This is a genomic window from Burkholderia sp. HI2500 (assembly GCF_002223055.1).
Taxonomy (GTDB): Bacteria; Pseudomonadota; Gammaproteobacteria; order Burkholderiales; family Burkholderiaceae; genus Burkholderia.
Window position 1 is genome coordinate 2,233,949 of sequence record NZ_NKFL01000006.1, and the last position, 21,103, is coordinate 2,255,051.

Consider the following 21,103-nt stretch of genomic DNA (forward strand, 5'->3'; position numbering starts at 1 on the left):
TAATCAAAAACAGGGGTTAGGGAAAATGAATCGAATCAGATTGAGCGTGATCGCGCTGGTCGCGATGACCGCGGTGTCGCCGTATGCGTGGTCGTCGACGCTGGTTTATCAGCCGAACAACCCGAACTTCGGCGGCAACCCGGCAAACGGCCCCAATCTGCTCAACGAGGCCAACGCGCAAAACAAGCACACGGATCCGTCGCTGTCGGCCTTTTCATCGCCGACGTCCACGTCATCGCTCGACCAGTTCAATGCGCAGCTGCAGCAGGCAATCCTGTCGCGCGTCGCCGGCTCGGTGACGAACTCGATCGTCGGCACCAACGGCGAGCTCAAGCCGGGGACGATCAGCACGGGCAACTTCACGATCGTCGTGAGTGCGGCCGGCAACGGCAACCTGCAAGTGACGACCACCGACAAGACGACGGGAGCGACCTCGACGTTCATCGTCAGCAACGGCCAATAAATCGAAAAAAGACTGAGCGAATCATGAAAAAAAATGCTGAACGCACACGCTTGAACACGGGGACGACACGGATCGCCATGGGCGCGCTGTTGCTGCTGTCGCTGGTCGGCTGCGTCACGCGGCCGATGCCGGCCTTGAGCAACGCGACGCTGACGCCGCCGACGCGCACCACGCGCGACCTCACGCACCTGCCGCCGCCGAAGGGCAAGATCGTCGCGGCCGTGTACGGCTTTCGCGATCTGACGGGGCAGTACAAGGCATCGCCGGACAGCTCCTTCTCGTCGCAGGTCACGCAGGGCGGCGCGTCGTTCCTCGTCAAGGCGATGCGCGACTCCGGCTGGTTCACGCCGGTGGAACGCGAGAACCTGCAGGACCTGCTGACCGAACGCAAGATCATGCGCGCCACCGACGGCGCGGATGCGAAGAAGGCGCAGAACGATGCGATGGCACCGCTGATGCCCGCGAACATCGTGCTCGAAGGCGGCATCGTCGGCTACGACACGAACGTCCGGACCGGCGGGGCCGGTGTCGCCTACCTCGGGATCAGCGGGTCGACGCAGTACCGGATCGACCAGGTCACGGTCAACCTGCGCGCGATCGACATCCGCACGGGCCAGGTGCTCAACAGCGTGTCGACGACCAAGACCGTCTACTCGTATCAGGTCGACACGGGCATCTATCGCTTCGTCGGCTTCAAGGACCTGCTGCAGGCGGAAGCCGGGCTGACACGTAACGAACCCGCGCAGATCTGCGTGAACGAAGCAATCGAATCGGCGCTCACGCACCTGATCGTCCAGGGCGTCGCGAACCAGACCTGGGTGCTGAAGAACGACCAGGACTGGTACGACCCGACGATGCAGCGGTATCTGCAGGAAGACCGGAAATACGCGCAGGACATGGAAGACGCGAACACCGCGTACGACCCGCAGAAGATCGATCGCCAGGGCGCGTCCACTCATTAACCGGCCCACGCCGGCCAGCGGAGAAAACAGGATGAATCGACACCATGATCGGAACGGGCGCGCCCGCGTGGCGCGGCAGGCGCTCGCGACCGTGTCGGCAGCGGCCGCCATGCAGGCGGCGTTTGCGGCACCCGTGCCGCTCAACGATCTCGGCCCGCCCGAACCGGCATTCGACTACAGCGGCAACATCGTCGCGGTCCGCCAGAGCGGTGTCGGCAATGCCGCGTCGCTGGACCAGGCCGGCCACAACGGTGCGCTGATCTGGCAGGCCGGCGACGGCAACGCGATCGTCGCGCGGCAGGCCGGTGCACAGAACTGGATCGCGGCGTCGCAGGCCGGCGTCGGCAACAGGTTGCATGCGACGCAGCGCGGCAACGGCAACACGTTGCAGGTGCAACAGAACGGCGCCGGCAATTCGGTCGACTCGACGCAGGTCGGCACATCGCTGTCGGCGCGCGTCACGCAGAACGGCAGCAACAACGCGGTGAACCTCGTGCAGGGCGGATCGAACACCGGCATCCAGGTGATCCAGACCGGCAACGGTGCGCGCGCCACGGTGCTGACGCGGTAACGGTTATGCAGTTTGCAGGTGCTTTGCTTCAAGTGGTGTGAGGTGCGGGACGTGAGAGCGTCCTCAATTGGCGGGGGTGCCGGCAAAAGATCCGCTTTTCCGGCGAATTTTCTTTCGAATCAGGAGCAACAAATGAAGGTGACCAAGTCTGCAATCGCAATCGCAGTGCTGATGCTCGCATCGGCTGCCGCACAGGCCGATTCGTCGGGTAACACCGTGAACATCGGGCAAACCGGCAACTTCAACTCGGCCACCGTCGAACAGACGGCGACGAACGGTGATGCGGTGTCGATCAACCAGTCGGCAGCCGGCAACGATCCCCGCTACGGGTTCGTCGCCAACGTGACGACGCAGGGCGGCAACGGCGACACGACCGTGATCCAGCAGAACTCCTGGTGGGCGCAGCCGTATTCGAGCGTGAACGTGTCGCAGACGGGCACGTCGAACGAGCGGAACTACGTGACGCAGTCCGGCGGCGGCGACTTCTCGGCGACCATCACGCAGACGACGTCGGCCTACACGGGCGGCCCGCAATACGACACCAACACGATCAACCAGTACAGCTACATCGACAGCGCGTCGATTTCGCAGCAAGGCGGCGGCTGGAACAACGTGACGATCAACCAGGGCACGCCGAGCCAGTCGGCGATTGGCAACAACGCGACCGTCGCGCAGACGGACACGGTCGGCAACACCGTCGGCATCGCGCAGACCGGCAACAACGGCACCGCGAACGTCCAGACGACCTGGGGCGGCGGGAACGCGACGTCGATCACGCAAACGGGCGGCACGACCAACGCCAGCGTGACGCAGTTTGCCGAGGCTGGCGACCAGGTCACGACGACCCAGAGCGGCACCGAAACCGCCACCGTGAACTCGTCGTTCGGCGGCGGCAACACGACGACGATTTCGCAATCGGGCGGCGTGAGCGGCAACAACGCCACGGTGCACCAGCTCTTGGCGGCCGGCAACGCGACGTCGATCACGCAGACCGCCGACGGCAACAATGCAACCGTCAATCAGTGGTTCGAGTTCGGCGACAACGCGACGATCAACCAGTCGGCCGCGTCGAACAACGCGACGATCACGCAGCAGTACGGCTACGGTAACGGCGCGTCCATCACGCAAACGGCCGCGTTCAACACGGCGTCGATCACGCAGAGCAACTCGGCCGGTTCGACGGCATCCATCACGCAGGCGTCGGCGGACAACCTGGCGGCGGTGACGCAGTCGGCCGCATCGGGCTCGTCGGTGACGGTGAGCCAGTCGGGCGACATCGGCAACTACGCCAATGCGTCGCAGACGGGCGCGGATGACGTGCTGAGCCTGTCGCAGGCCGGTGGCTTCAACATCATCAACGCGTCGCAGGTGTCGGGCACGGGCAACCAGGGCTACGTGACGCAGATCGGCTACAACAACAACGCCACGCTGGTACAGCAAGGCAACGCGAACTACGCGAGCATCAACCAGAACGGCTTCAACAACACCGTTTCGCTCAAGCAGCACTAAGCACCGCCGGCGTAACGAAAAGGCCGGACGGTTGCCCGTTCGGCCTTTTTTTCATTCGACAGGGGACGATCATGGTCGGCATTCACGATCTCAACGCCTATTTCGACATCGCCGCCAGTGCCGGCGGCGTGAACATCGTGCCGCACGTGCGGGCGGCCGCGCCAGTCGACGTGTCGTACAGCCTGCGCATCACCAGAACCGGCAGCGCCGGCTCGGCCTCGCTGACGCGCTCCGGCGAATCGCGACTCGCCGGCGGCGAGGATCAGTCGCTGGCGACGCTGCGGCTGAGCGTCGATTCGGGCGACATCTGCCAGGCGACGCTGGTCCTGCACGTCAATGGCGAGCACGCGGAGTATTCGGTGGACTGCAATCCGCACCGGGCCACGAATTGAGCCGGTGCGGCGTGCGCCCGTCGCGATCGCCGCACCGCGCCCGCCTCAATCGTCCGACGCCAGCATGCGCGGTATCTCGTCGACGAGCGCATCGATGACGACGCGCACCTTCGACGGCACCTGGCGCGACGCCGGCCGCACCGCGAACACTTCGGCGCCCGACACGCTGTTGCTGTCCATCACGAGCGCGAGGCGGCCGTCGCGCAGGTAAGGCGCCATCAGCCAGCACGGCAGCCACGCGAGGCCCGCGCCGGCGGCGGCCGCATCGGCGATCGCCTGCAGGTCGTCGAGCCGCAGGCGGCCGGCCGGGCGATGGTCGTGCACCGCGCCGTCCGCGCCGAGGACCCGCCACGGCGTCGGTTGCCCGCCGCGCGAATACGCGATGCCGACGTGCGACGCGAGCGCGTCGAGCCCCGCCGGCCGGCCATGACGGTCGAGATACGCGGGCGACGCGCAGATCCCCATGCGCTGCACGCCGAGCTTGCGGCCGACCAGCGCGCTCGTATCGGCCAGCTCGCCGATGCGCACCGCGATGTCGAAGCCGTCATTGACCAGGTCGGCCACGCGGTCGCTGAACGACACGTCGATCTCGAGCCGCGGATGGCGCTCGACGAGGCGCCGCATGACGGGCGCCACGCACTGCCGCCCGAACAGCACGGGCACGCTGACGCGCAGCCGCCCCGCCGGCTCGCGCTGCCCCGCGTCGAGCGCGGCCTCCGTCTCGCCGAGTTCGGCCAGCAGCCGCCGGCACTGCTCGTAATAGACGAGCCCCTCGTCGGTCAGGCCGAGCTGGCGGGTCGTGCGCTGCAGGAGCCGCGCGCCGAGACGGCGTTCGAGCCGCGCGACGACCTTCGCGACAGCCGAGCGCGTGACGCCGAGCCGCAGCGCGGCCGCCGCGAAGCTGCCCGACTCCACCACGTCGACAAATTCGGCCACGCCTCTCAGCCGCTCGTCCATGCGATTCCGCTCCAGTTGGGTCACAGGGTTGTGTCCACACAGGCGACAGTCATCGGCCGAATTCTCGCCAATGCGTCCCCGTGCGCAACACTATGATAGTCCGCTCTATCTCGAAAAGGAGTCGACATGCACGCATGGCAAGTGAAACCGGGCGACGGCGCGGCCGGGCTTCGGCGCATCGACGCGACACGCCGCGCGGTCGGGCCGACCGACGTCGTCGTGAAGATCCACTCCGCCGGCCTGAACTACCGCGACCTGATGTTCGCGCGCGGCGACTATCTCGGCATCGGCACGGACGCGCTGATCCCGGTGGCCGACGGCGCCGGCGAAATCATCGAAACCGGCCGCGACGTCACGCGCTTCAAGCCGGGCGATCGCGTGATCAACACGTACTTCCCGCACTGGATCGACGGGCCACCGACGCCGCAGAAAGTCTCGGGGTCGCCCGGCGCGCAATTCGACGGCGTGCTGGCCGAACATTTCGTATCCGACGAAGCCGCGCTGGTCGCGATTCCCGCGCATCTGAACTACGACGAGGCGGCGACGCTGTCGTGCGCCGGGATTACCGCGTGGAACGCGCTGTTCGTCGACGGCGGCCTGCGGCCCGGCGCGACCGTCGTGCTGCTCGGCACCGGCGGCGTGTCGATCATCGCACTGCAGCTCGCGCATGCGGCGGGGCTGCGCACGATCGTCACGTCGTCGAGCGATGCGAAGCTCGAGCGCGCCCGCGCACTCGGTGCGGAAGCCACCATCAACTATCGCGCGACGCCCGAATGGCAGCACGACGTGCTGCGGCTCACCGGCGGGGCGGGGGCGGATCTGGTCGTCGAAGTCGGCGGCAAGGACACGCTGCCGCGCTCGGTCGCCGCGACGAAGCTGGGCGGCATCGTGTCGGTGATCGGCGGCCTCAGCAGCTTCGCCGGCCCCGAACTCGGGCTGCTGTCGCTGATCGGCGGGATCCGGCAGTTGCACGGGATCATGGTCGGCAGCCGCGCGATGCTCGACGATGTCGTGCGCCTCGTCGACGCGAAGCAGATCAGGCCCGTGGTCGATCGCGTGTTCGGCTTCGACGAAGCACCGCAGGCTTATGCGCACTTGCAGTCGGGGCAGCACTTCGGCAAGGTCGTGATCCGCGTCGCGCAGTAAGCGCGTCGAGGCGGCGGGTCGCTCGGCCCGCCGCCTCTTCCGTCATCGCACTCAGAACTTGTGACGGATCCCCGCGTGAACCATCAGCTGCTTCGAAGTCGACGACAGGTCCGCCGCGCCGGGAACATAGGCCTGGTCGAGCGACGAACCCGTCGCGTCGCCCGCGATCCGCTGGTACGCGCCCATCAGGTACACGTCCGTGCGCTTCGACAGGTTGTAGTCGGCCATCAGCCCGAGCGAATGGATCTTCGGCTTCGCGCTGCCCGTCGTCGCGTTATAGCGCACCGTCGTGTACACGTACTGCGCCCCGACGAACAACGCCGGCGTGAACTGGTATTTGCCGTTCACCTCGAAGTTCTGGTACTTGATCGACGACACCATGCCCCCCGCGAGCGGGCCGGTCACCGGCTCGATCGTTTCGTCGCCGAACAGGTAGCCGACGTTCGCGGTCGGCCGCGTGACGTTGCTGTTCGTGTACGCGAACCCGACCGTCGCGGGCCCCGCCGTGTAGTTGATGCCCGCACCGAAAATCCGCAGCCGCGCCGACGCAAAGTTCGCATCGGCGCCGACCGACCCCGAGCCCGCGATCGCGCCGCCCGACGTCGCGCCCGGGTTGTCCGCATTCAGGAACGCCGCGCCGACCAGCAAGCCGCCCTGCTCGTACTGCGCGCCGACGCTCCACTGCCGGTTGTTCGCGAAGCCCGTGTCGTTGCTGAAGCTGTACGTACCGCCGAACGAAAAGCCGGCGAAATCCGGGCTCGCATACTTCACCGTGTTGTTCACGCGGAACGTGTTGCCGGTGTTGTCGTTGTCGAGCGGATGCGAGAACGGGTAGACGCCCCAGCTGCCGTTCGCGGTCGTCGGCGCGAGATAGTCGACCACCGCATCGTATTGGCGGCCGAGCGTCAGCGTGCCGAACCGCGCGCTGCTGAGCCCGACGTACGCCTGCCGCCCGAACATGCGGCCGCCCTGCGCGAGCGTGCCGTTGTTCACGTTGAAGCCGTTCTCGAGCTGGAACAACGCGCTGTAGCCGCCGCCCAGGTCCTCGGTGCCTTTCAGCCCCCAGCGGCTGCCTTGCGCGAAGCCGCTTGCCATCTGCCACGCGCTGTGGCCGCCGACGTTGTTCGTGTAGTCGATGCCCGCATCGACGAGCCCGTAAAGCGTGACGCTGCCTTGCGCGAATGCGAGCGCGGGCGCTGCACACAGCGCCGGGACCGCGACGAAAGCCAATCTCCAGTTCATTCGTTTTCCTTATTTATCGTGTCGTGACTGCCCGTGTTCCGGGCGTCGCCGCTTACTTCGCGCCGTAGATGTCGAAGTCGAAGTACTTCTTGTTGATCCGCTGGTACGTGCCGTTCGCGAGGATCGTCGCAAGTGCGTGGTTGAAGGCCTCGCGCAGGTCGTTGTCCTGCTTGCGCAGCCCGAGCCCGTCGCCCTGCCCGAAGTACTTCACGTCGTCGATCGCGGCGCCGACGAACGCGAAATCCTTGCCCTGGGGCTTCTTCAGGAAGCCGTCGCTCGCCGCGATCGATGCCTGGAACGCCGCGTCGAGCCGGCCCGTCACGAGATCGGCATAGACCTGATCCTGGTTCTGGTACGACACGACCTGCACGCCGGCCGGCTGCCAGTTCGCGACCGCGTAGTCGGCCTGCGCGGAACCCTGCTCGACGCCCACGCGCTTGCCCTTCAGCGCGTCTGCCGTCGGCAGCAGCGGCGAGCCCTTGCGCGCGACGAGGCGCGCCGGCGCATTCGAGATCCGGTTCGTGAAGGCGATCTGCTGCTGCCGCTTCGGCGTGATCGTCATCGACGACGCGATCACGTCGAACTTGCGCGCGAGCAGCCCCGGGATCATCCCGTCGAAACTCGACTCGACCCACACGCAGCGCGCATGCAGCTCCGCGCACAAGGCGTTCGTGATGTCGATCCCGAAACCCGTCAGCGTGCCGTCGGGCAGCTTGTATTCGAGCGGCGGGTAAGTCGGATCGACCGCGAGGCGAATCTCCTTGCCCGCCCAGTCGCCCGCATGCGCCGCCCCTGCCGCCAGCGCCACCGCGAGCGCCGCCATCCGTTTCCACTGCTTCATTGCCAGTCTCCTTCCTTGTGTGAATCGTCAGTCAAAATCGTGCGGGCCCATCACGCGAGGTAGCGCTCCGCCAGTGCAATCCAGTAGCTCGCGCCGGTGGCGAGGCACGCGTCGTTGAAGTCGTAGCCGGGGTGGTGCAGCCCGCATCCGGCGGCGCCGGCGCCGTCGCCGTTGCCGATCGACAGGTAGCTGCCGGGGCACGCGTTCAGCATGAACGCGAAATCCTCGCTGGCCGCGATCGGCCGCAGGTGCGGGATCAGCGCGCCGTCGCCGCCCCATTCGCGGGCGACGTCGCGGGCAAACGCGGTTTGCTCCGCGTGATTGACGAGCACCGGGTACGCGTGCCGGTAGTCGATTTCGGCGGTCGCGCCATAGCTGGCGGCCTGCCCGTGCACGATCTCGCGAATGCGCCGTTCAAGCAGCGCCCGCACGTCCGGCGACAGCGCACGCACGCTGAGCGCGAGATCCGCGTGCGGCGGAATCACGTTCGATGCGGCGCCCGCATGGATCGAGCCGGCCGTCACGATCGCCATCTCCTGCGGGTTCACGTTGCGCGACACGACGGTCTGCAGCGCCATCACGATCGACGCGCACACGACCACCGGATCGATCGTCGTATGCGGCGCCGCGCCATGCCCGCCGCGCCCGGTCACACGCACCTGCACCTCATCGGGCGAGGCCATCGCCGGGCCGTCGCAGAAGCCGAGCACGCCGGCCGGCAGGCCCGGCACGTTGTGCATCGCGAATACCGCATCGCATGGAAACTGGTCGAACAGCCCGTCGTCGATCATCCGCTTCGCGCCGCCGAGCCCTTCCTCGGCCGGCTGGAAAATCAGGTTCAGCGTGCCCGTGAAGCGTTCCCGCTCGGCCAGGCAGCGCGCCGCCGCGAGCAGCATCGCCGTGTGGCCGTCGTGGCCGCACGCGTGCATCACGCCGTCGCACCGGCTCGCGTGCGGCAGCCCGGTCGCCTCGCGGATCGGCAGCGCGTCCATGTCCGCGCGCAGCCCGAGCCGCTTGCCGGGGCCGCGCGTCAACGTGCCGACCACGCCCGTGCCGCCGAGCCCCCGCGTCACCCGATAACCCCACGTTGTCAGCAACCCGGCGACCAGATCGCTCGTCGCGTGTTCCTCGAAGCCAAGCTCCGGATGCGCGTGCAGCCGGCGGCGCAGCGCAATCATTTCCGCCTCGATGGCCGCCATTTCCGGATGGATAGGTGTGTGGTCCAACCCCGATTCTCCTCGATGCGTTCCGGTTGCCGATCGCCCGAATGACCGACCGTGCCCGCATCGTAGGCAGCGAAAATCCCGGCGAACAGCCGCGGTTTCGTTATGATGACAACCTTTCGTTGTCGGGTATCGCACCATGAGCACGATCAAGCTGCATCAGTTGCAGGCGCTCGTCGCGAGCGCGGAGGCCGGCAGCATCCGCGGCGCGGCGCGCACGCTCGGGCTGTCGCAGGCGGCCGTCACGCGCGCGCTGCGCGAGCTGGAGGCCAGCGAACGCCTGCCGCTGCTGGTCCGCGCGCCGGAGGGGATCGGCTTCACCGAATACGGGAAGACGCTGCTCACGCACGCGAAGCTCGTGCTGAAGCAGCTCGAACACGCGCAGAGCGATCTCGAGCGCATGCGCGGCCGCGTCGAGGGCCGGCTGAGCATCGGCGTCACGCCGTGGCTCACGATGACCTTCCTCGCGGAAGCGGTGCTGCGTTTTCGGGAGCAGATGCCGGACGTGCGCCTCGAGCTCTACGAAGCGCTGATGGCCGTCGCGCAGCCGCTGTTGCGCGACGGCAGCATGGACTTCGCGCTCGGGCACGTGCAACCGGGCGGCACGCCGGAATTCGCGTTCGAGCCGATGCTGCGCTACGAGACCGCGGTGATGGTGCGCGCCGGCCATCCGCTCGAGCACGCGCGGTCGATCCACGACCTGCTCGACCACGACTGGGTGCTGAATTTCGCGGCCGACGGCCAGGCCGCGCTCGTCGATTACCTGTTCACGCGCCACGGCGCCAAAATCGACGAGCGGCGCATCGTGCGTGCGCAGTCGGTGGCGATGCTGCAGACGATGCTCGAGCAGGCCGACATGTGCACGTGGTGCCCGACGATCCTCGCGGCCGTGCCGTCGTTCGGCGAACGGATGCGCGCGTTGCAGTTGAAGGAGACCTTCGAGCCGCGCGACCTCGGGATCGTCACGCGGCGCAGCAGCACGCTCAGCGACGCGGCGCGCTGCTTCATCGACTGCCTGCTGCACGTGATCCGCCGGCATGCGCGCTCGGCACGCAAGGCGGATCTCGCGCTGTTCAGGACGCTGTCGCTGCTGATCTGACGCGCGGCAGGCGCGGCTCGCCGCCGCGCCGCCGCATGTTGCCCGTCAGATCTTCGCCGTCAGCGTGATCCCGACCGTGCGCGGATCGCCGTACAGCGCCGGATACGCGCCATACGACGGCAGCAGCTCGAGCTTCTTGTAGACCTTGTTGGTCAGGTTCGTCACGTAGCCCGTCACGATGTACTTCTGGTTCGGCGTCGTGTAGGACACGTGCGCGTTCAGCACCGTGTAGCCGCCCTGCCAGAGTTGCGGCATCGTCTGCCGCGTCGCGCTGAAGTACTCGCGGCTGCGGTAATTCACGTCGCCGCCGGCCGTCAGCGTGCCGAACGACACCGGCACGCGATAGTCGAAGCCCGCGTTGATCGTCGTATGCGGCGAACGCGCGAACGAATTGCCGACGGCGGTCGGCACGTAGCGGAACTCCGTGTAGCGCGTGTTCAGCATCCCGAGGTTCGCGAACAGGTAGAGGCTGTTGACCGGCTGCGCCTTCAGCTCCAGCTCGAAGCCGTCCGCGCGCCCCTGCCCCGCATTCGACAGCGTCGACACCGGCGGCCCGCCGAACGGGTTCGGCGCCAGCGCGAACACCTGGATGTCGCGATAGTCGTAGTGGAACACGCTCGCGTTGACGATCAGCCGCTTGTCGAACCACTCGCTCTTGATGCCGACCTCGTAATCGGTCAGGTACTCCGGCGACACGGTCGACACCGTGCTCTGCGTATACGCGTTGCCGTTGTAGCCGCCCGAGCGGAAGCCGCGCGCATAGCGGAAATACGCGCGCACGTTGCTGCTGAGCGCATATTCGGGCGTGAGGTCCCAGGTCGGCGCGCGCCACGTGTTCGTCTGGTTCTGCCGCGCGCTGACCGCCAGCGGCGACGACACCGACGACGGATCCCACCAGTTGCCCGGGTTGCTGAACGTCACGTTGCCGGTGCCCTGCAGCCCGGTGAGGTTGATGTTCTTGCGCTCGATCGTGTAACGCAGCCCGCCCGTCACGTTGAAGCGGTCGGTGAACCGATACTTCACGCTGCCGAAGATCGCCGCGCTCTGCGTGTGCTGCGTGAGGTCGGTCAGGTGGTAGAACGCGGGCGACGGCGAGCCCGGCAGGCCGCCGCCGGCACCCTGCTCGGCCAGTTGCTCGGTGAACAGGTGCGTGCCGACGAGCCAGCTGAACCGGTCGTTCTGCGGCGATTCGAGCCGGAATTCCTGCGAGAACTGGCGGCTCGACAGGCGATCGTGCGAGCGTGCGACGTCGAACGCGGAATAGTCCTCGTCGTCCTGATACCAGCGATGCAGCCCTTCGAACGCGGTGATCGACGTCAGCGTCACAGCCGGGTTGATGCGCCAGTGCGCGGTGAGCGACGTGCCCCAGGTCGAGATGTGATCGCTCGACGGCGCGTTGAGCGACACCGTGTACGGATCGCTCGACCCGACGAAGCCGAACTGGTTCGCGCCGCCCGGCCCTGCACCCTGCGCGTGCCACGCGTTGCCGCCGCCCGTGTAGTTGCGGCCGTGGATGTTGAACAGGAAATCGGTATCCGAGGTCGGCACGGCCAGCACCTGGAAGCGCACCGCATTGTCGTGGAAGCCGCCGAAGCGCCCTTGCTGCACCGTGTTCGTGTAGAAGCTGTCGGCGTTCTCGTGATACACCGACACGCGCGCGGCCAGCACGTCGTTCTTGCCGATCGGCCCGCCGATCGCGGCCTCCGCGAGCCGGCTGTTGTACTGGCCGAGCCCGATCTTGCCGTAGCCGCTCACGTCGAAGGTCGGCTTCTGCGACGTGATGCTGAGCGCGCCGCCGACGGTATTCTTGCCCCACAGCGTGCCCTGCGGGCCGCGCAGCACTTCGATGCGATCGAGGTCGAACAGCGGGAAGCCTTGCCCGAACACGCTGTTGATGTAGACGTCGTCGAAGTACACGCCGATCGGGCTCAGCGACAAGTCCGATGGATCGTTGCTGCCGACGCCGCGCAGGAACCAGCGCGGCCGCTCGCGGCCTTCGGTCGATTGGCCGGTAAAGTTCGGCACATATTTCGTGACGTCGTTCACCACGCGCAGCTCGTTGTTCTTGATCGTGTCCCCGCTCAGCGCGCTCACCGCGACCGGCACGTCCTGGATGCTCTCCTTGCGCCGGCGCGCGGTCACCGTCACCGTGCCGAGATTCGTTTCGCGTGCGACCGTGCCGCGGGTCGCACGGGCGGCCTTCGGCGCTGCCGCGGCTGCATCGTCCGCGCCCTGTTGCGCCGGCATCGCGTCCGGCGCCGCCGTCACCGCGCCCTCTTCCGCCCAGGCGGGCAACGATACGGCTGCACCCGTCAGCAGCCCCCCCAGCGCGGTGACGATTAGTTTTTTCCTGAACATCGATGAGTCATCCTGTTTGATCGGTTGAACGCACGTGCGTGCGCGACGCACGGGTGATCTATTGCAATTCGGATGCCAGCATCGAGAAGCCCGTCGCACGGGGCTTCCGGTATGTGGGTGGCGCGGGTGTTGCTGCATGCGCATCTGTGACGGGAAGCAAACTGCTTGTCACGCAACACCCGATGAGGGTGGTCAGGAGAACTTTGCAGTCACGGACCGCGATGCGTCGCGCCGCTTCGTTGCAACGCGCAACGCGAACGTAACCAGCACGACGACGGGCAGCCAGCACAGAAACACGCCCGGCAACCCGACGATCGGCACGAGCGCGCTGCCGGCCAGCGGACCGCAGAACGCGCCCGTCATCGACGCGAGGTTGTAGAGGCTCGACACCTGGCTCTTGTCGGCCGGGTGACGGCCGAGGCGCTGCATGTTGACGAGATGCAGCAGCGACGAGCCGGCGCACAGCGCGGCGAGCCCCGCGCCGACGACCCATGCGTCATGGGCGAGACCCAGCGCGAGCAATCCGGCCACGGCGCCGGCGAGACTGAGCGCGTGGCAGCGGCGCGCGGTCATCCGCTGCGCGACATGCCCGAGCCCGAACAGCGCGATCACCGCGACGACGCCCTGCAGCGTCAGCAGCGCGACGGCTTTCGTTTGCGACAGCCCGAGCGACTGGATCGCCAGCACCACCGTATACGCACCGGCGAGCGAACGGGTCGCGCTGTTCACGGCTTCCAGCACGAGCTGCTCGCGCACGTCGTGACTCCACGCGAGCGCCAGCAACGCGCGCAGGCCACCAGGTTCAGGCGGCGCACCGCGCGCCGCGGGTTCCGCATCGCCGAGCAGCGTCCGGCTGAACAGCGCCATGCCCGCGAAGCTCGCGGATGCCACGCAGAACGTCGCGACCGCGCCGTGCGCGCCGAGCAGCCCGCTCGCGAGCCACGGCCCGACCATGCCGGTGCCGACCGACATCGCCGCACGGTACCAGCCGGCGCGTGCGAGGCCGATCTGCGCGAGACGCGCGAGGAACACGCCGTTGATCGACACGATCCGGAACGGGATGCACAGCCCGATCAACACTTGCGTGAGCGCGATCATCGACCATGCGCCGGTAAACGGCACGACGAGATTGAGCAGCATCGGCCCCATGCTCGCGACGAAGTACACGCGTCGCGCGCCGTAGCGGGCGACGAGCAGCCCGGCCGGTAGCGTCATCAGCGCGATGCCGAGCGGCTCCATCGCCGCGATGATGCCGAGCCGTGCGCTGTCGACGCCGAGCGCGAGCGCGTACAGCGTCGTCGCGAGCTGCGCCATGCTGATCGTCGTGCCGCTCGCGAGCGCCAGCAGCATGAAGCCGCCGGTGAAGCGCTCGCGCCGCCATGCGTCGGCGACGCGTGCCGATGCGCTCACCGCGCGGCGTCGCGAGACCGCGTCGCGATGCCGTCGAGTGCGCGCCGGTCGATCCACGCGCGCACGTCGAAGTCGGCCGGCAGGAAGCGCCATTCGACGAGGAAGCGCTTGAAATCGTCGAGCGCGGCGATCGACGCTTCGTCGAGATCCGTGCGCAGCCGCCGGTGCACGTCCGCACCGTACGCGAGCCGCAGCCAGTCATGGCCCGATCCCGTCTCGCGGCCGAGATAGCCGAGCACGTCCTGCTCGTGCTCGCGCGCCCAGCCTTCCACATCGGTCACGCGCGCGAGGAAGCGGCTGACGATGTCGGGATGCCGGTCGAGCGTCGACGCATTGACGGTCAGCGGCCGCGGCGACCCGTTGTTGATGCGGATCTGCGGATCGGGATGAAAACCGATGTCGACGACCGCCTGCGCGCCGATCAGGTGCGCGGTTTCGAGCCCGAGCGAGCCCTTCACGTAGATCGCGTCGACCTCGCCGCGCACGAGCGCGGCCGCTTCGGCCGCATAGAGCCGGCGGCTCGACAGGCTCGCGGGATGGCTGAAGGCCGCGTCGCGCGTCGCCGGTGTCGACACCGGTGCGCGCAGGTTCGACGCGGGCACGTCGACCCATTCGACGTCGGCGGGGCCGAGCCCGTCGAGCGACAGCGCGCTGACGAAGCCGCGCAGCGCCGCCGCGCGGAAGATGTCGATGCGCTCGCCGTCGCGGCGCGGCAGGCCGATGCGGCGCCCGCGCAGGTCCTTCGGCCGCTTCAGGCCGCTTTCCGGCAGCGCGACGATCGCCTGCGCCTCGTCGACCCAGGTCAGCGCGACCACGCGCGTCTCGGCGCCGGCCGCGCGCGCCCACAGCGCGGGAATGCTGCCGCCCTGCCGGAATGCGTTGTCGAGCGAATGATCGACGTGCGCGTGATGCAGTGCCGCGTGCTGGCTCTCCTGCAGCGCGCGCACGGTGATGCCGTCGCCGGCGAATTCGCTGTCGAGCCAGCCGAGATGCGCGGCGATGCCGAGCGGCGTCGGCACCGGACAGCGTGTGTACCAGATCGACTGGACGTTGGAGGAAGCCGTGATGCTCATGGATGCGTTCTTGGAGGGAGTCGTGAACCGCGCGTCAGCCGCGCGACGCGGTGAGCACCGACAGCCGCGTGATGCCCGCATGTTCGATCGCGGCCATCAGCTTCGCGACCGTGCCGTACGGCACGTGCTCGTCGGCCTGCAGGTCGAGCGCGACGTCGGGCCGGCCGGCCTTCAGCGCGGCCAGCTCGGCCGGCACGGCGGCGAGCGCGACCGCCCGCTTGTCGAGATACACGACGCCCTTGTCGTCGACGCTCACGGTGACGTTCGGCTTGCGATCGGCCGGCGCCGTGGCGACGGTGTTCGGCAGATTCACGTGCACCGCGTTGTTCAGCAGCGGGGCCGTGACGATGAAGGCGACGAGCAGCACGAGCATCACGTCGACGAGCGGCGTGATGTTGATTTCGCTGAGCACGTCGTCGTTGTCGGAGGAAGAGGAGAAGGCCATTATGCGAAGGCCTCCTGACGGGTGTCGCCGGCACGGCGTGCCGGCGCGGGCGCAGCGGCGGCGGCCGGCACGCGGAAGCCGGCCTTCTGCGCGAGCGTGACGAAATCGGTGGCGAACGCGTCGAGGTCGGCCGACGCGGCCTTCACGCGGCGCACGAAGAAGTTGTACGCGAGCACGGCCGGCACGGCGACCGCGATGCCGATCCCGGTCGCGACGAGCGCCTCGCCGATCGGCCCGGCCACGACGTCGATGCTCGCCGACGCGCTGTGCGTGATCGCGGTCAGCGCATGGATGATGCCGAATACGGTGCCGAACAGGCCGACGAACGGCGCGGTGCTGCCGATCGACGCGAGCACCGCCAGCCCCGCCTCCTCGCGCCGGCGCGCGTTGTGGATCTGCTGCCGGAGATGCCGTTCGAGCAGGTCGTGGCGGCTCCAGCTGTGTTCGAGGTCGTGCGCGCTGCTCTCGTCGGCGCGCCGCAGCGCGTCGAAGCCCGTCGCGGCGAGTTCGCCCACCGGGCTGTTCGCGCCGTCGAGCGCGGCGGCCTCGTGGAAGCTGTTCGCCGCCCAGAACGCGCTGACGTAGCGCCGGTTGCGCGCGCTCGCCCGCAGGCTCTGGATCGCCTTCACGACGATCAGCGTCCACGTGACGACGGAGAAGACGACGAGCAGCCAGAGCGCGCCCTGGACGATGAAGGTGGTCGGAATACCGTTCATGATGTGAGTTCCTTTGAAAATGTGGCGGGCCGCCCGGCGGGTCAGCCCAGCTTGAAATCGATCGGCACGTTGACCCAGCCGTCGACCGCTTCGTCGCCGCGCTTCGCGGGCACGAACGTCCAGCGCTTCACGGCGGCCACCGCCGCCGTGTCGAGCATGCGGCGGCCGCTGCTCGTGCGGACCTCGACGGAATCGGGTGAGCCGTTCGCGAGCACGTGCACGCGCAGCACGACGCGCCCTTCCCAGCCCTGGTCCTGCGCGAACGCCGGATAGTCGGGCGCGGGGTTGCGCAGGTAGGCCGCGTCGCCGATCGGTGCGGTTTCGCGTACCGGCGCGGCAGGCGCGGCCGGCGCGGGAGCCGGCGTGGCGGGCGCGGCGGCGGCCGGTGCCGCCGTCGCCGGGGCCGCCTCGCGGGTGACTTGCGGCGCGGCAGCGGGCGCCGGCGCTGGATGCGCGACGGCCGCACGCGGCTTCGGCGGGGTCGGCGCCTGCTTCAACGGCTTCGGCGGCACTGCCGGCGGCGGCGGATGCGCGGCCTGCGGCAACGGTTCGGGCGGCCGCGTCAGTTCGACCGTCAACGGCTGCGGCCGCGGCGGATGCACGGGCGGCGCGGCAGGTGTGCGCGCGGCCAGCAACGCGACACCTGCATGCAGCGCCGTGACGGCGAGCGCAATCGCACCCGTGACGCGCCACGCGCCCGGCTTCGCCTTCGGCGCATCCGGCCGTGCCGACGGCGAAGCGGACGGCGGACGCGCGACCACCGCCGCCCCGCTCGCACCCGTACGCGGCGCAGCGCGCGCCGCATGCCGGCGCGCAGGCGGCACGCCGTATTCGATCGTCAGACCTGTCATGCTCGACTCCTTGCAATGACGCGCCGCGGCGCGCTACGCAACCCACGCATGGCGTTGCCGGTCGATGCGCGTGAACGGCGCCGGGTCGATCCACGCGCGCGCATCGAAATCCTGTTCGAGAAAGCCCCATTCGACGAGGAAATCCTTGAACGCGACCAGCCCGTCGATCGACGTCTGCGCGAGCCCCGTCTCCAGATGGCGGTGCACGTCCGCGCCGTACGCATAGCGCACCCACTCGTCGGACGCGCGCGTCTCGCGGCCGATATACGCAACCGTCTCCGCCGGATGGCGCGCGGCCCAGTCGCCCGCCCCCACCACCACCGACAGGAAGCGGCTCACGAGATCGGGGCGCGCGTCGATCAGCGCGCGGTCGACGGTCAGCGTGCGCGGCGTGCCGTTGCCGATCCGCACGAGCGGATCGGGGTGCGCGCCGAGATCGATGACGACCTGTGCATCGATCAGATGCACGGTCTCGAGCCCTTCGACGCCTTTCACGAACACCGCGTCGACCTCGCCGCGCATGAGCGCCGCGATCTCGAGCCCGTACTCGTGCGGGCCGCGCGCAAACGATGCGGGCCCGGTGCGACGTTCACGTTCGTCGGGCAGGTCGACCCATTCGGCGTCGCCGTGCCCGAGCCCTTCCAGTTCGAGCGCGCTAAGGAAGCCTTTCAGCGCGGCCGCCCGCCAGAAGTCGATGCTGATCGGATGGCGCGGCAACCCGAGCCGCCGGCCGCGCAGATCGCGCACCGAGCGAATGCCGCGATCGGGCAACGTGACGATCGCCTGGAATTCGTTGGTCCACGACAGGCCGATCACGCGCGTATCGGCGCCGCGCGCCCGCGCCCACAGCGCGGGAATGTTGCCGCCCTGCCGGAACGAGTGCGGCAGGCTGTGATCGAAATGCGATTCGCGCTTGCCGGCATCGGCCGTCTCCTGCAGCGAATTCAGCGTGATGCCGTCCGGCCCGAACTCCTCGTCGAACCAGCCGCGATGCACGGCGATGCCGAGCGCGGTCGGCACCGGGCAGCGCGTGTACCAGAGTGCGTCGCAGGCCGTGGCCTGCGCAGCGAGTGTCGTCATGGTGAATGTCCTTGTCGATGTCGTTGGATGGCGCGGCAATGCCGTCGCGCTCATGCGCCGGCCACGCGCAGCGCCGCCTGCGTGCCGCGCGCGTTCAGCGCGCCGTCGACGAGCGGCAGCACTTCCTCGCCCACGCGGTACGCCTCCTCGAGATGCGGGTTGCTCGCGAGAATGAACGTCGACACGCCGATGTCGACGTACTCCGCGAGCCGCTCGGCCACCTGCTCGTGGCTGCCGACGATCACGCAGCCGGGGCCGCCGCGAATCTGCGACATCCCGGCCCACAGGTTCGGGCCGACGATCAGGTCGTCGAAGTGCTGCGTGTTGCCCTGGTGCAGCGCGAACTGGCGTTTCGCGCCGACCGACTCCGACGATTCGCCGCGCCCGTCGAAGCCGCCGCGCGTCGCGTCGCCCACCGTCGCGAACATCTGCCGCAACTCGGCCCACGCCTGCTCCTCGGTCTCGCGCGCCAGGATGTCGATGCGCATGCCGAAGCGCAGGTCGCGCTCGGCGTGCTGGCGGTCAAGCGCGCGGCGCGCCGCATCGATCACTTCCTTCTGTTTCGCGAGCGGTTCGCCCCAGCTCAGGTGCACGTCGCCGTGCTTCGCGGCAACCGCGAGCGCGGCGTCGCTCGCGCCGGCCAGGTAGATGCGCGGCGGCTTCTGGCCGCTCAGCGGCGGCAGCAGGCCGCCGGCTTCGACGCGGTAGAAGCGGCCGTCGAACGTGAACGGTTCGCCGGCCGCGACGCCCTTCACGACATCGAGGAATTCGTCGGTGCGCGCATAGCGGCTGTCGTGATCGATGAAGTCGCCGTACGCACGCTGGTCGGGGCCGCCGCCGCCCGTGACGACGTTCCACTCGACGCGCCCACGGCTGATCCGCTGCAGGCTCGCGGCCATCTGCGCCGCATAGACCGGGTGCACGAAATGCGGCTGCAGCGCGATCAGGAGCCGCAGCCGGCGCGTCTCGCGCGCCAGCGCGGCCGCCACGACCCACGGTTCCTCGGTAAAACGAAAGATCGGAATCAGCGCGCCGTGGAAGCCGGCGATATCGGCCGCGCGCGCGACCTGCGACAGATAGTCGATGTAGCCGAAATCGTCGTCGTCGACTTTCGGCGCGACGCGCGATGCGCGCTGGCGGTTCCATTCGCCGCGCGTATGCAGGTCGTGCGCGCGCCGGCCGTCGCCATGCATCGGCAGGCGCCACAGAAATTCAACAGCCATCGGAGTTCTCCTGGTCGGGCCATTCGGATTGCGTGCGGCATCGCCGTGCCGCGCGTGTGCTGCGCTGTAAAGCACGCGGTGTGCCAACGCGCTCGCCGCTGCGCGAACGTGGTCGCCGGCGATCCCGCGCATTGCCTTGCATACCGGGCGTCAGCGGCAATCGAATCGCGTGCGTTCGCGGTCGTCCATACCGCCGCGACACGCCCGTATCGCGCTGCTGCACCGCCCCCACTGCTGCTGCGCGCGCAACAGCAGCCGACGCGACTGTTGCTGGCGCAACAGGCCCTGCATCGGTACGCGCACCGCTCCTCCCGCGCGATGCCCGCGCCGCGTGCGGCCGCGCCGTTTCCGTTCACTGGCCCGGAACTTGCAACGTTGACCGGCCCGCGCGTGCGACACCGCGACACCGTGCGCGACCGGGCTTCAACCATGCTTACGCAGAGAGGGAATCTCACCCATGACAGACAGGCCCGATTCGTCATCGGACAAGCAGCAGACGTTCTGGTACGCCCGGTCGCCCGTGCCGACCCCGCTCGGCATCGCCGTGCATCTCGGCTGGCTCAACGGCGAGACGTCGGCCGACGGCGTCGCGATCCGCTCGCCGCGCGGCGCCACGCGGCACGACGTGTCGTCGATCAGCGATCACACGCTCGCGCAGTCGTTCCGCCAGGGCGGCAGCATCCCCGCGATGTGGGCACGCTCGAACGGCGCGAACACGCGCGTGATCGGGCTGTCGTGGGTCGACGAATCGCAGTTGATCCTCGCGCGGCCCGAGTCGGGCATCCGCTCGGTGAAGGCCTTGCGCGGGCGCCGCATCGCGATCCCGAGCCGCCCCGACGACCGCATCGACATCTTTCGCGCGTCGGCGCTGCGCGGCTTCGTCAACGCGTTGAGCCTCGACGGGCTGACCACGCGCGACGTCGAGCTCGTCGACGTGCGCGCCCGCACGCTGCAGGCCGTCGGGCCGGCGCGCGCGGCGGACCTGTTCGCGTCGCCGCACGGCTTTTCGAGCCGCGCGCTGTACGCGGCCGAAGCCGGCGCGCTGCTGCGCGGCGAGGTCGACGCGATCTACGTGAAGGGCTCGACCGGCCTCGAGATCGCGCAGCTGATCGGCGCGCACGTCGTGATCGACATCGGCTTTCATCCGGAGCGCACGATCCGCAACAACAACGGCACGCCGCGCCCGTTGACCGTCAACGCGGACGTGCTCGCGAATCATCCGGACATCGTCGCCGGCTTCCTGAAGCTCGTGGTCGCGGCCGGCGACTGGGCCGGCACGCATCCCGACGAAACCGCGCATTACGTGGCCGGCGAGACCGCGTCGTCGATCGACTGGGTCCGCGCCGCGTACGGCAACCAGCTGCACCGGCACGTCGGTGTCAACCTCGACGACGAATCGGTCGCCGCGCTCGACGACTTCAAGACGTTCCTGCACGACCACGGTTTTCTCGAAGCCGACTTCGACGTCGCCGACTGGATCGACCCGCGCCCGCTCGCCGACGTGCTGCGGCCATCGCTGCAGAAGCGCGCGTGAGCCCCTTT

The 21,103-nt window shown here is 68.6% G+C and carries 20 protein-coding genes; 8 read left to right on the forward strand and 12 right to left on the reverse strand.

The annotated features are described in order from the left end of the window. The first annotated feature begins 25 nt into the window (after positions 1-25). The 5 genes from CFB45_RS27695 (at position 26) to csgH (ending at position 3,897) form a co-directional block, all read left to right on the forward strand. On the forward strand, positions 26-463 hold the full coding sequence (locus CFB45_RS27695; protein WP_089428285.1) for a curli assembly protein CsgF: 438 nt from the start codon (positions 26-28) through the stop codon (positions 461-463). 23 nt (positions 464-486) lie between these two features. After that, positions 487-1,425, forward strand: a complete 939-nt coding sequence (locus tag CFB45_RS27700) for a CsgG/HfaB family protein (protein ID WP_089428286.1) — start codon at positions 487-489, stop codon at positions 1,423-1,425. Positions 1,426-1,456: 31 nt separating this feature from the next. Next, the gene (locus tag CFB45_RS27705; protein WP_144025234.1) at positions 1,457-1,996 is read left to right on the forward strand and encodes a hypothetical protein; all 540 of its coding nucleotides are present in this window, start codon (positions 1,457-1,459) and stop codon (positions 1,994-1,996) included. 132 nt (positions 1,997-2,128) lie between these two features. Beyond that, positions 2,129-3,505, forward strand: a complete 1,377-nt coding sequence (locus CFB45_RS27710; protein WP_089428288.1) for a beta strand repeat-containing protein — start codon at positions 2,129-2,131, stop codon at positions 3,503-3,505. Between the two features lie 71 nt (positions 3,506-3,576). Then, positions 3,577-3,897, forward strand: coding sequence for a curli-like amyloid fiber formation chaperone CsgH (gene csgH / locus CFB45_RS27715; protein ID WP_089428289.1), 321 nt, complete (start codon positions 3,577-3,579; stop codon positions 3,895-3,897). Between the two features lie 45 nt (positions 3,898-3,942). On the opposite strand, the gene CFB45_RS27720 is transcribed toward csgH, so the two are convergent. Continuing rightward, complete coding sequence (locus CFB45_RS27720) at positions 3,943-4,854, reverse strand: LysR family transcriptional regulator (protein WP_089428290.1); 912 nt, start codon at positions 4,852-4,854, stop codon at positions 3,943-3,945. A 126-nt stretch (positions 4,855-4,980) separates the two neighbouring features. On the opposite strand from CFB45_RS27720, the gene CFB45_RS27725 reads away from it, so the two are divergent. Continuing rightward, the gene (locus tag CFB45_RS27725; RefSeq protein ID WP_089428291.1) at positions 4,981-6,000 is read left to right on the forward strand and encodes a zinc-dependent alcohol dehydrogenase family protein; all 1,020 of its coding nucleotides are present in this window, start codon (positions 4,981-4,983) and stop codon (positions 5,998-6,000) included. Positions 6,001-6,051: 51 nt separating this feature from the next. Here CFB45_RS27725 and CFB45_RS27730 read toward each other — a convergent pair whose 3' ends face one another. The 3 genes from CFB45_RS27730 to CFB45_RS27740 are packed head-to-tail and all read right to left on the reverse strand — an operon-like array spanning position 6,052 to position 9,261. Further along, complete coding sequence (locus CFB45_RS27730) at positions 6,052-7,242, reverse strand: porin (protein ID WP_089428292.1); 1,191 nt, start codon at positions 7,240-7,242, stop codon at positions 6,052-6,054. Between the two features lie 52 nt (positions 7,243-7,294). Beyond that, on the reverse strand, positions 7,295-8,083 hold the full coding sequence (locus CFB45_RS27735) for an ABC transporter substrate-binding protein (RefSeq protein WP_089428293.1): 789 nt from the start codon (positions 8,081-8,083) through the stop codon (positions 7,295-7,297). A 50-nt stretch (positions 8,084-8,133) separates the two neighbouring features. Beyond that, positions 8,134-9,261 (reverse strand): M20 aminoacylase family protein, encoded by a 1,128-nt coding sequence (locus tag CFB45_RS27740; protein WP_089429171.1) that lies wholly within the window; start codon positions 9,259-9,261, stop codon positions 8,134-8,136. Between the two features lie 184 nt (positions 9,262-9,445). Here CFB45_RS27740 and CFB45_RS27745 point away from each other — a divergent pair, with 184 nt between their 5' ends. Beyond that, a complete protein-coding gene (locus CFB45_RS27745; protein WP_089428294.1) occupies positions 9,446-10,405 on the forward strand; it encodes a LysR substrate-binding domain-containing protein in 960 nt (319 codons plus the stop codon). Between the two features lie 45 nt (positions 10,406-10,450). Here CFB45_RS27745 and CFB45_RS27750 read toward each other — a convergent pair whose 3' ends face one another. The 8 genes from CFB45_RS27750 to CFB45_RS27785 form a co-directional block, all read right to left on the reverse strand. Beyond that, complete coding sequence (locus CFB45_RS27750) at positions 10,451-12,763, reverse strand: TonB-dependent receptor (RefSeq protein ID WP_089428295.1); 2,313 nt, start codon at positions 12,761-12,763, stop codon at positions 10,451-10,453. A gap of 192 nt (positions 12,764-12,955) precedes the next feature. After that, positions 12,956-14,173 (reverse strand): MFS transporter, encoded by a 1,218-nt coding sequence (locus tag CFB45_RS27755; RefSeq protein WP_089428296.1) that lies wholly within the window; start codon positions 14,171-14,173, stop codon positions 12,956-12,958. After that, positions 14,170-15,246 carry an ABC transporter substrate-binding protein gene (locus tag CFB45_RS27760; RefSeq protein WP_089428297.1) on the reverse strand — a complete coding sequence of 359 codons (1,077 nt, stop codon included), beginning with the start codon at positions 15,244-15,246 and terminating at the stop codon, positions 14,170-14,172. Before CFB45_RS27760 ends, CFB45_RS27755 begins: the two co-directional genes overlap by 4 nt. A gap of 34 nt (positions 15,247-15,280) precedes the next feature. Next, on the reverse strand, positions 15,281-15,691 hold the full coding sequence (locus CFB45_RS27765) for an ExbD/TolR family protein (RefSeq protein ID WP_089428298.1): 411 nt from the start codon (positions 15,689-15,691) through the stop codon (positions 15,281-15,283). Beyond that, positions 15,691-16,407: a MotA/TolQ/ExbB proton channel family protein gene (locus tag CFB45_RS27770; RefSeq protein ID WP_089428299.1), complete on the reverse strand. Its 717-nt coding sequence runs from the start codon at positions 16,405-16,407 to the stop codon at positions 15,691-15,693. Before CFB45_RS27770 ends, CFB45_RS27765 begins: the two co-directional genes overlap by 1 nt. A gap of 41 nt (positions 16,408-16,448) precedes the next feature. Continuing rightward, positions 16,449-17,258: an energy transducer TonB gene (locus CFB45_RS27775; protein WP_089428300.1), complete on the reverse strand. Its 810-nt coding sequence runs from the start codon at positions 17,256-17,258 to the stop codon at positions 16,449-16,451. Between the two features lie 33 nt (positions 17,259-17,291). Next, positions 17,292-18,338 (reverse strand): ABC transporter substrate-binding protein, encoded by a 1,047-nt coding sequence (locus CFB45_RS27780; protein ID WP_089428301.1) that lies wholly within the window; start codon positions 18,336-18,338, stop codon positions 17,292-17,294. Positions 18,339-18,388: 50 nt separating this feature from the next. Beyond that, complete coding sequence (locus tag CFB45_RS27785) at positions 18,389-19,561, reverse strand: LLM class flavin-dependent oxidoreductase (RefSeq protein WP_089428302.1); 1,173 nt, start codon at positions 19,559-19,561, stop codon at positions 18,389-18,391. Between the two features lie 457 nt (positions 19,562-20,018). Between CFB45_RS27785 and CFB45_RS27790 the strand changes: the two genes are divergently transcribed. Then, positions 20,019-21,095 (forward strand): ABC transporter substrate-binding protein, encoded by a 1,077-nt coding sequence (locus CFB45_RS27790; RefSeq protein ID WP_089428303.1) that lies wholly within the window; start codon positions 20,019-20,021, stop codon positions 21,093-21,095. Positions 21,096-21,103 lie beyond the last annotated feature (8 nt).

What these genes read in the sequence shown, in the direction of transcription:
- CFB45_RS27695 (WP_089428285.1), top strand. Translation starts at nt 26, where the DNA reads ATGAATCGAATCAGATTGAGCGTGATCGCGCTGGTCGCGATGACCGCG.
- CFB45_RS27700 (WP_089428286.1), top strand. Translation starts at nt 487, where the DNA reads ATGAAAAAAAATGCTGAACGCACACGCTTGAACACGGGGACGACACGG.
- CFB45_RS27705 (WP_144025234.1), top strand. Translation starts at nt 1,457, where the DNA reads ATGAATCGACACCATGATCGGAACGGGCGCGCCCGCGTGGCGCGGCAG.
- CFB45_RS27710 (WP_089428288.1), top strand. Translation starts at nt 2,129, where the DNA reads ATGAAGGTGACCAAGTCTGCAATCGCAATCGCAGTGCTGATGCTCGCA.
- csgH (WP_089428289.1), top strand. Translation starts at nt 3,577, where the DNA reads ATGGTCGGCATTCACGATCTCAACGCCTATTTCGACATCGCCGCCAGT.
- CFB45_RS27720 (WP_089428290.1), bottom strand. Translation starts at nt 4,854, where the DNA reads ATGGACGAGCGGCTGAGAGGCGTGGCCGAATTTGTCGACGTGGTGGAG.
- CFB45_RS27725 (WP_089428291.1), top strand. Translation starts at nt 4,981, where the DNA reads ATGCACGCATGGCAAGTGAAACCGGGCGACGGCGCGGCCGGGCTTCGG.
- CFB45_RS27730 (WP_089428292.1), bottom strand. Translation starts at nt 7,242, where the DNA reads ATGAACTGGAGATTGGCTTTCGTCGCGGTCCCGGCGCTGTGTGCAGCG.
- CFB45_RS27735 (WP_089428293.1), bottom strand. Translation starts at nt 8,083, where the DNA reads ATGAAGCAGTGGAAACGGATGGCGGCGCTCGCGGTGGCGCTGGCGGCA.
- CFB45_RS27740 (WP_089429171.1), bottom strand. Translation starts at nt 9,261, where the DNA reads ATGATTGCGCTGCGCCGCCGGCTGCACGCGCATCCGGAGCTTGGCTTC.
- CFB45_RS27745 (WP_089428294.1), top strand. Translation starts at nt 9,446, where the DNA reads ATGAGCACGATCAAGCTGCATCAGTTGCAGGCGCTCGTCGCGAGCGCG.
- CFB45_RS27750 (WP_089428295.1), bottom strand. Translation starts at nt 12,763, where the DNA reads ATGTTCAGGAAAAAACTAATCGTCACCGCGCTGGGGGGGCTGCTGACG.
- CFB45_RS27760 (WP_089428297.1), bottom strand. Translation starts at nt 15,246, where the DNA reads ATGAGCATCACGGCTTCCTCCAACGTCCAGTCGATCTGGTACACACGC.
- CFB45_RS27765 (WP_089428298.1), bottom strand. Translation starts at nt 15,691, where the DNA reads ATGGCCTTCTCCTCTTCCTCCGACAACGACGACGTGCTCAGCGAAATC.
- CFB45_RS27770 (WP_089428299.1), bottom strand. Translation starts at nt 16,407, where the DNA reads ATGAACGGTATTCCGACCACCTTCATCGTCCAGGGCGCGCTCTGGCTG.
- CFB45_RS27775 (WP_089428300.1), bottom strand. Translation starts at nt 17,258, where the DNA reads ATGACAGGTCTGACGATCGAATACGGCGTGCCGCCTGCGCGCCGGCAT.
- CFB45_RS27780 (WP_089428301.1), bottom strand. Translation starts at nt 18,338, where the DNA reads ATGACGACACTCGCTGCGCAGGCCACGGCCTGCGACGCACTCTGGTAC.
- CFB45_RS27785 (WP_089428302.1), bottom strand. Translation starts at nt 19,561, where the DNA reads ATGGCTGTTGAATTTCTGTGGCGCCTGCCGATGCATGGCGACGGCCGG.
- CFB45_RS27790 (WP_089428303.1), top strand. Translation starts at nt 20,019, where the DNA reads ATGACAGACAGGCCCGATTCGTCATCGGACAAGCAGCAGACGTTCTGG.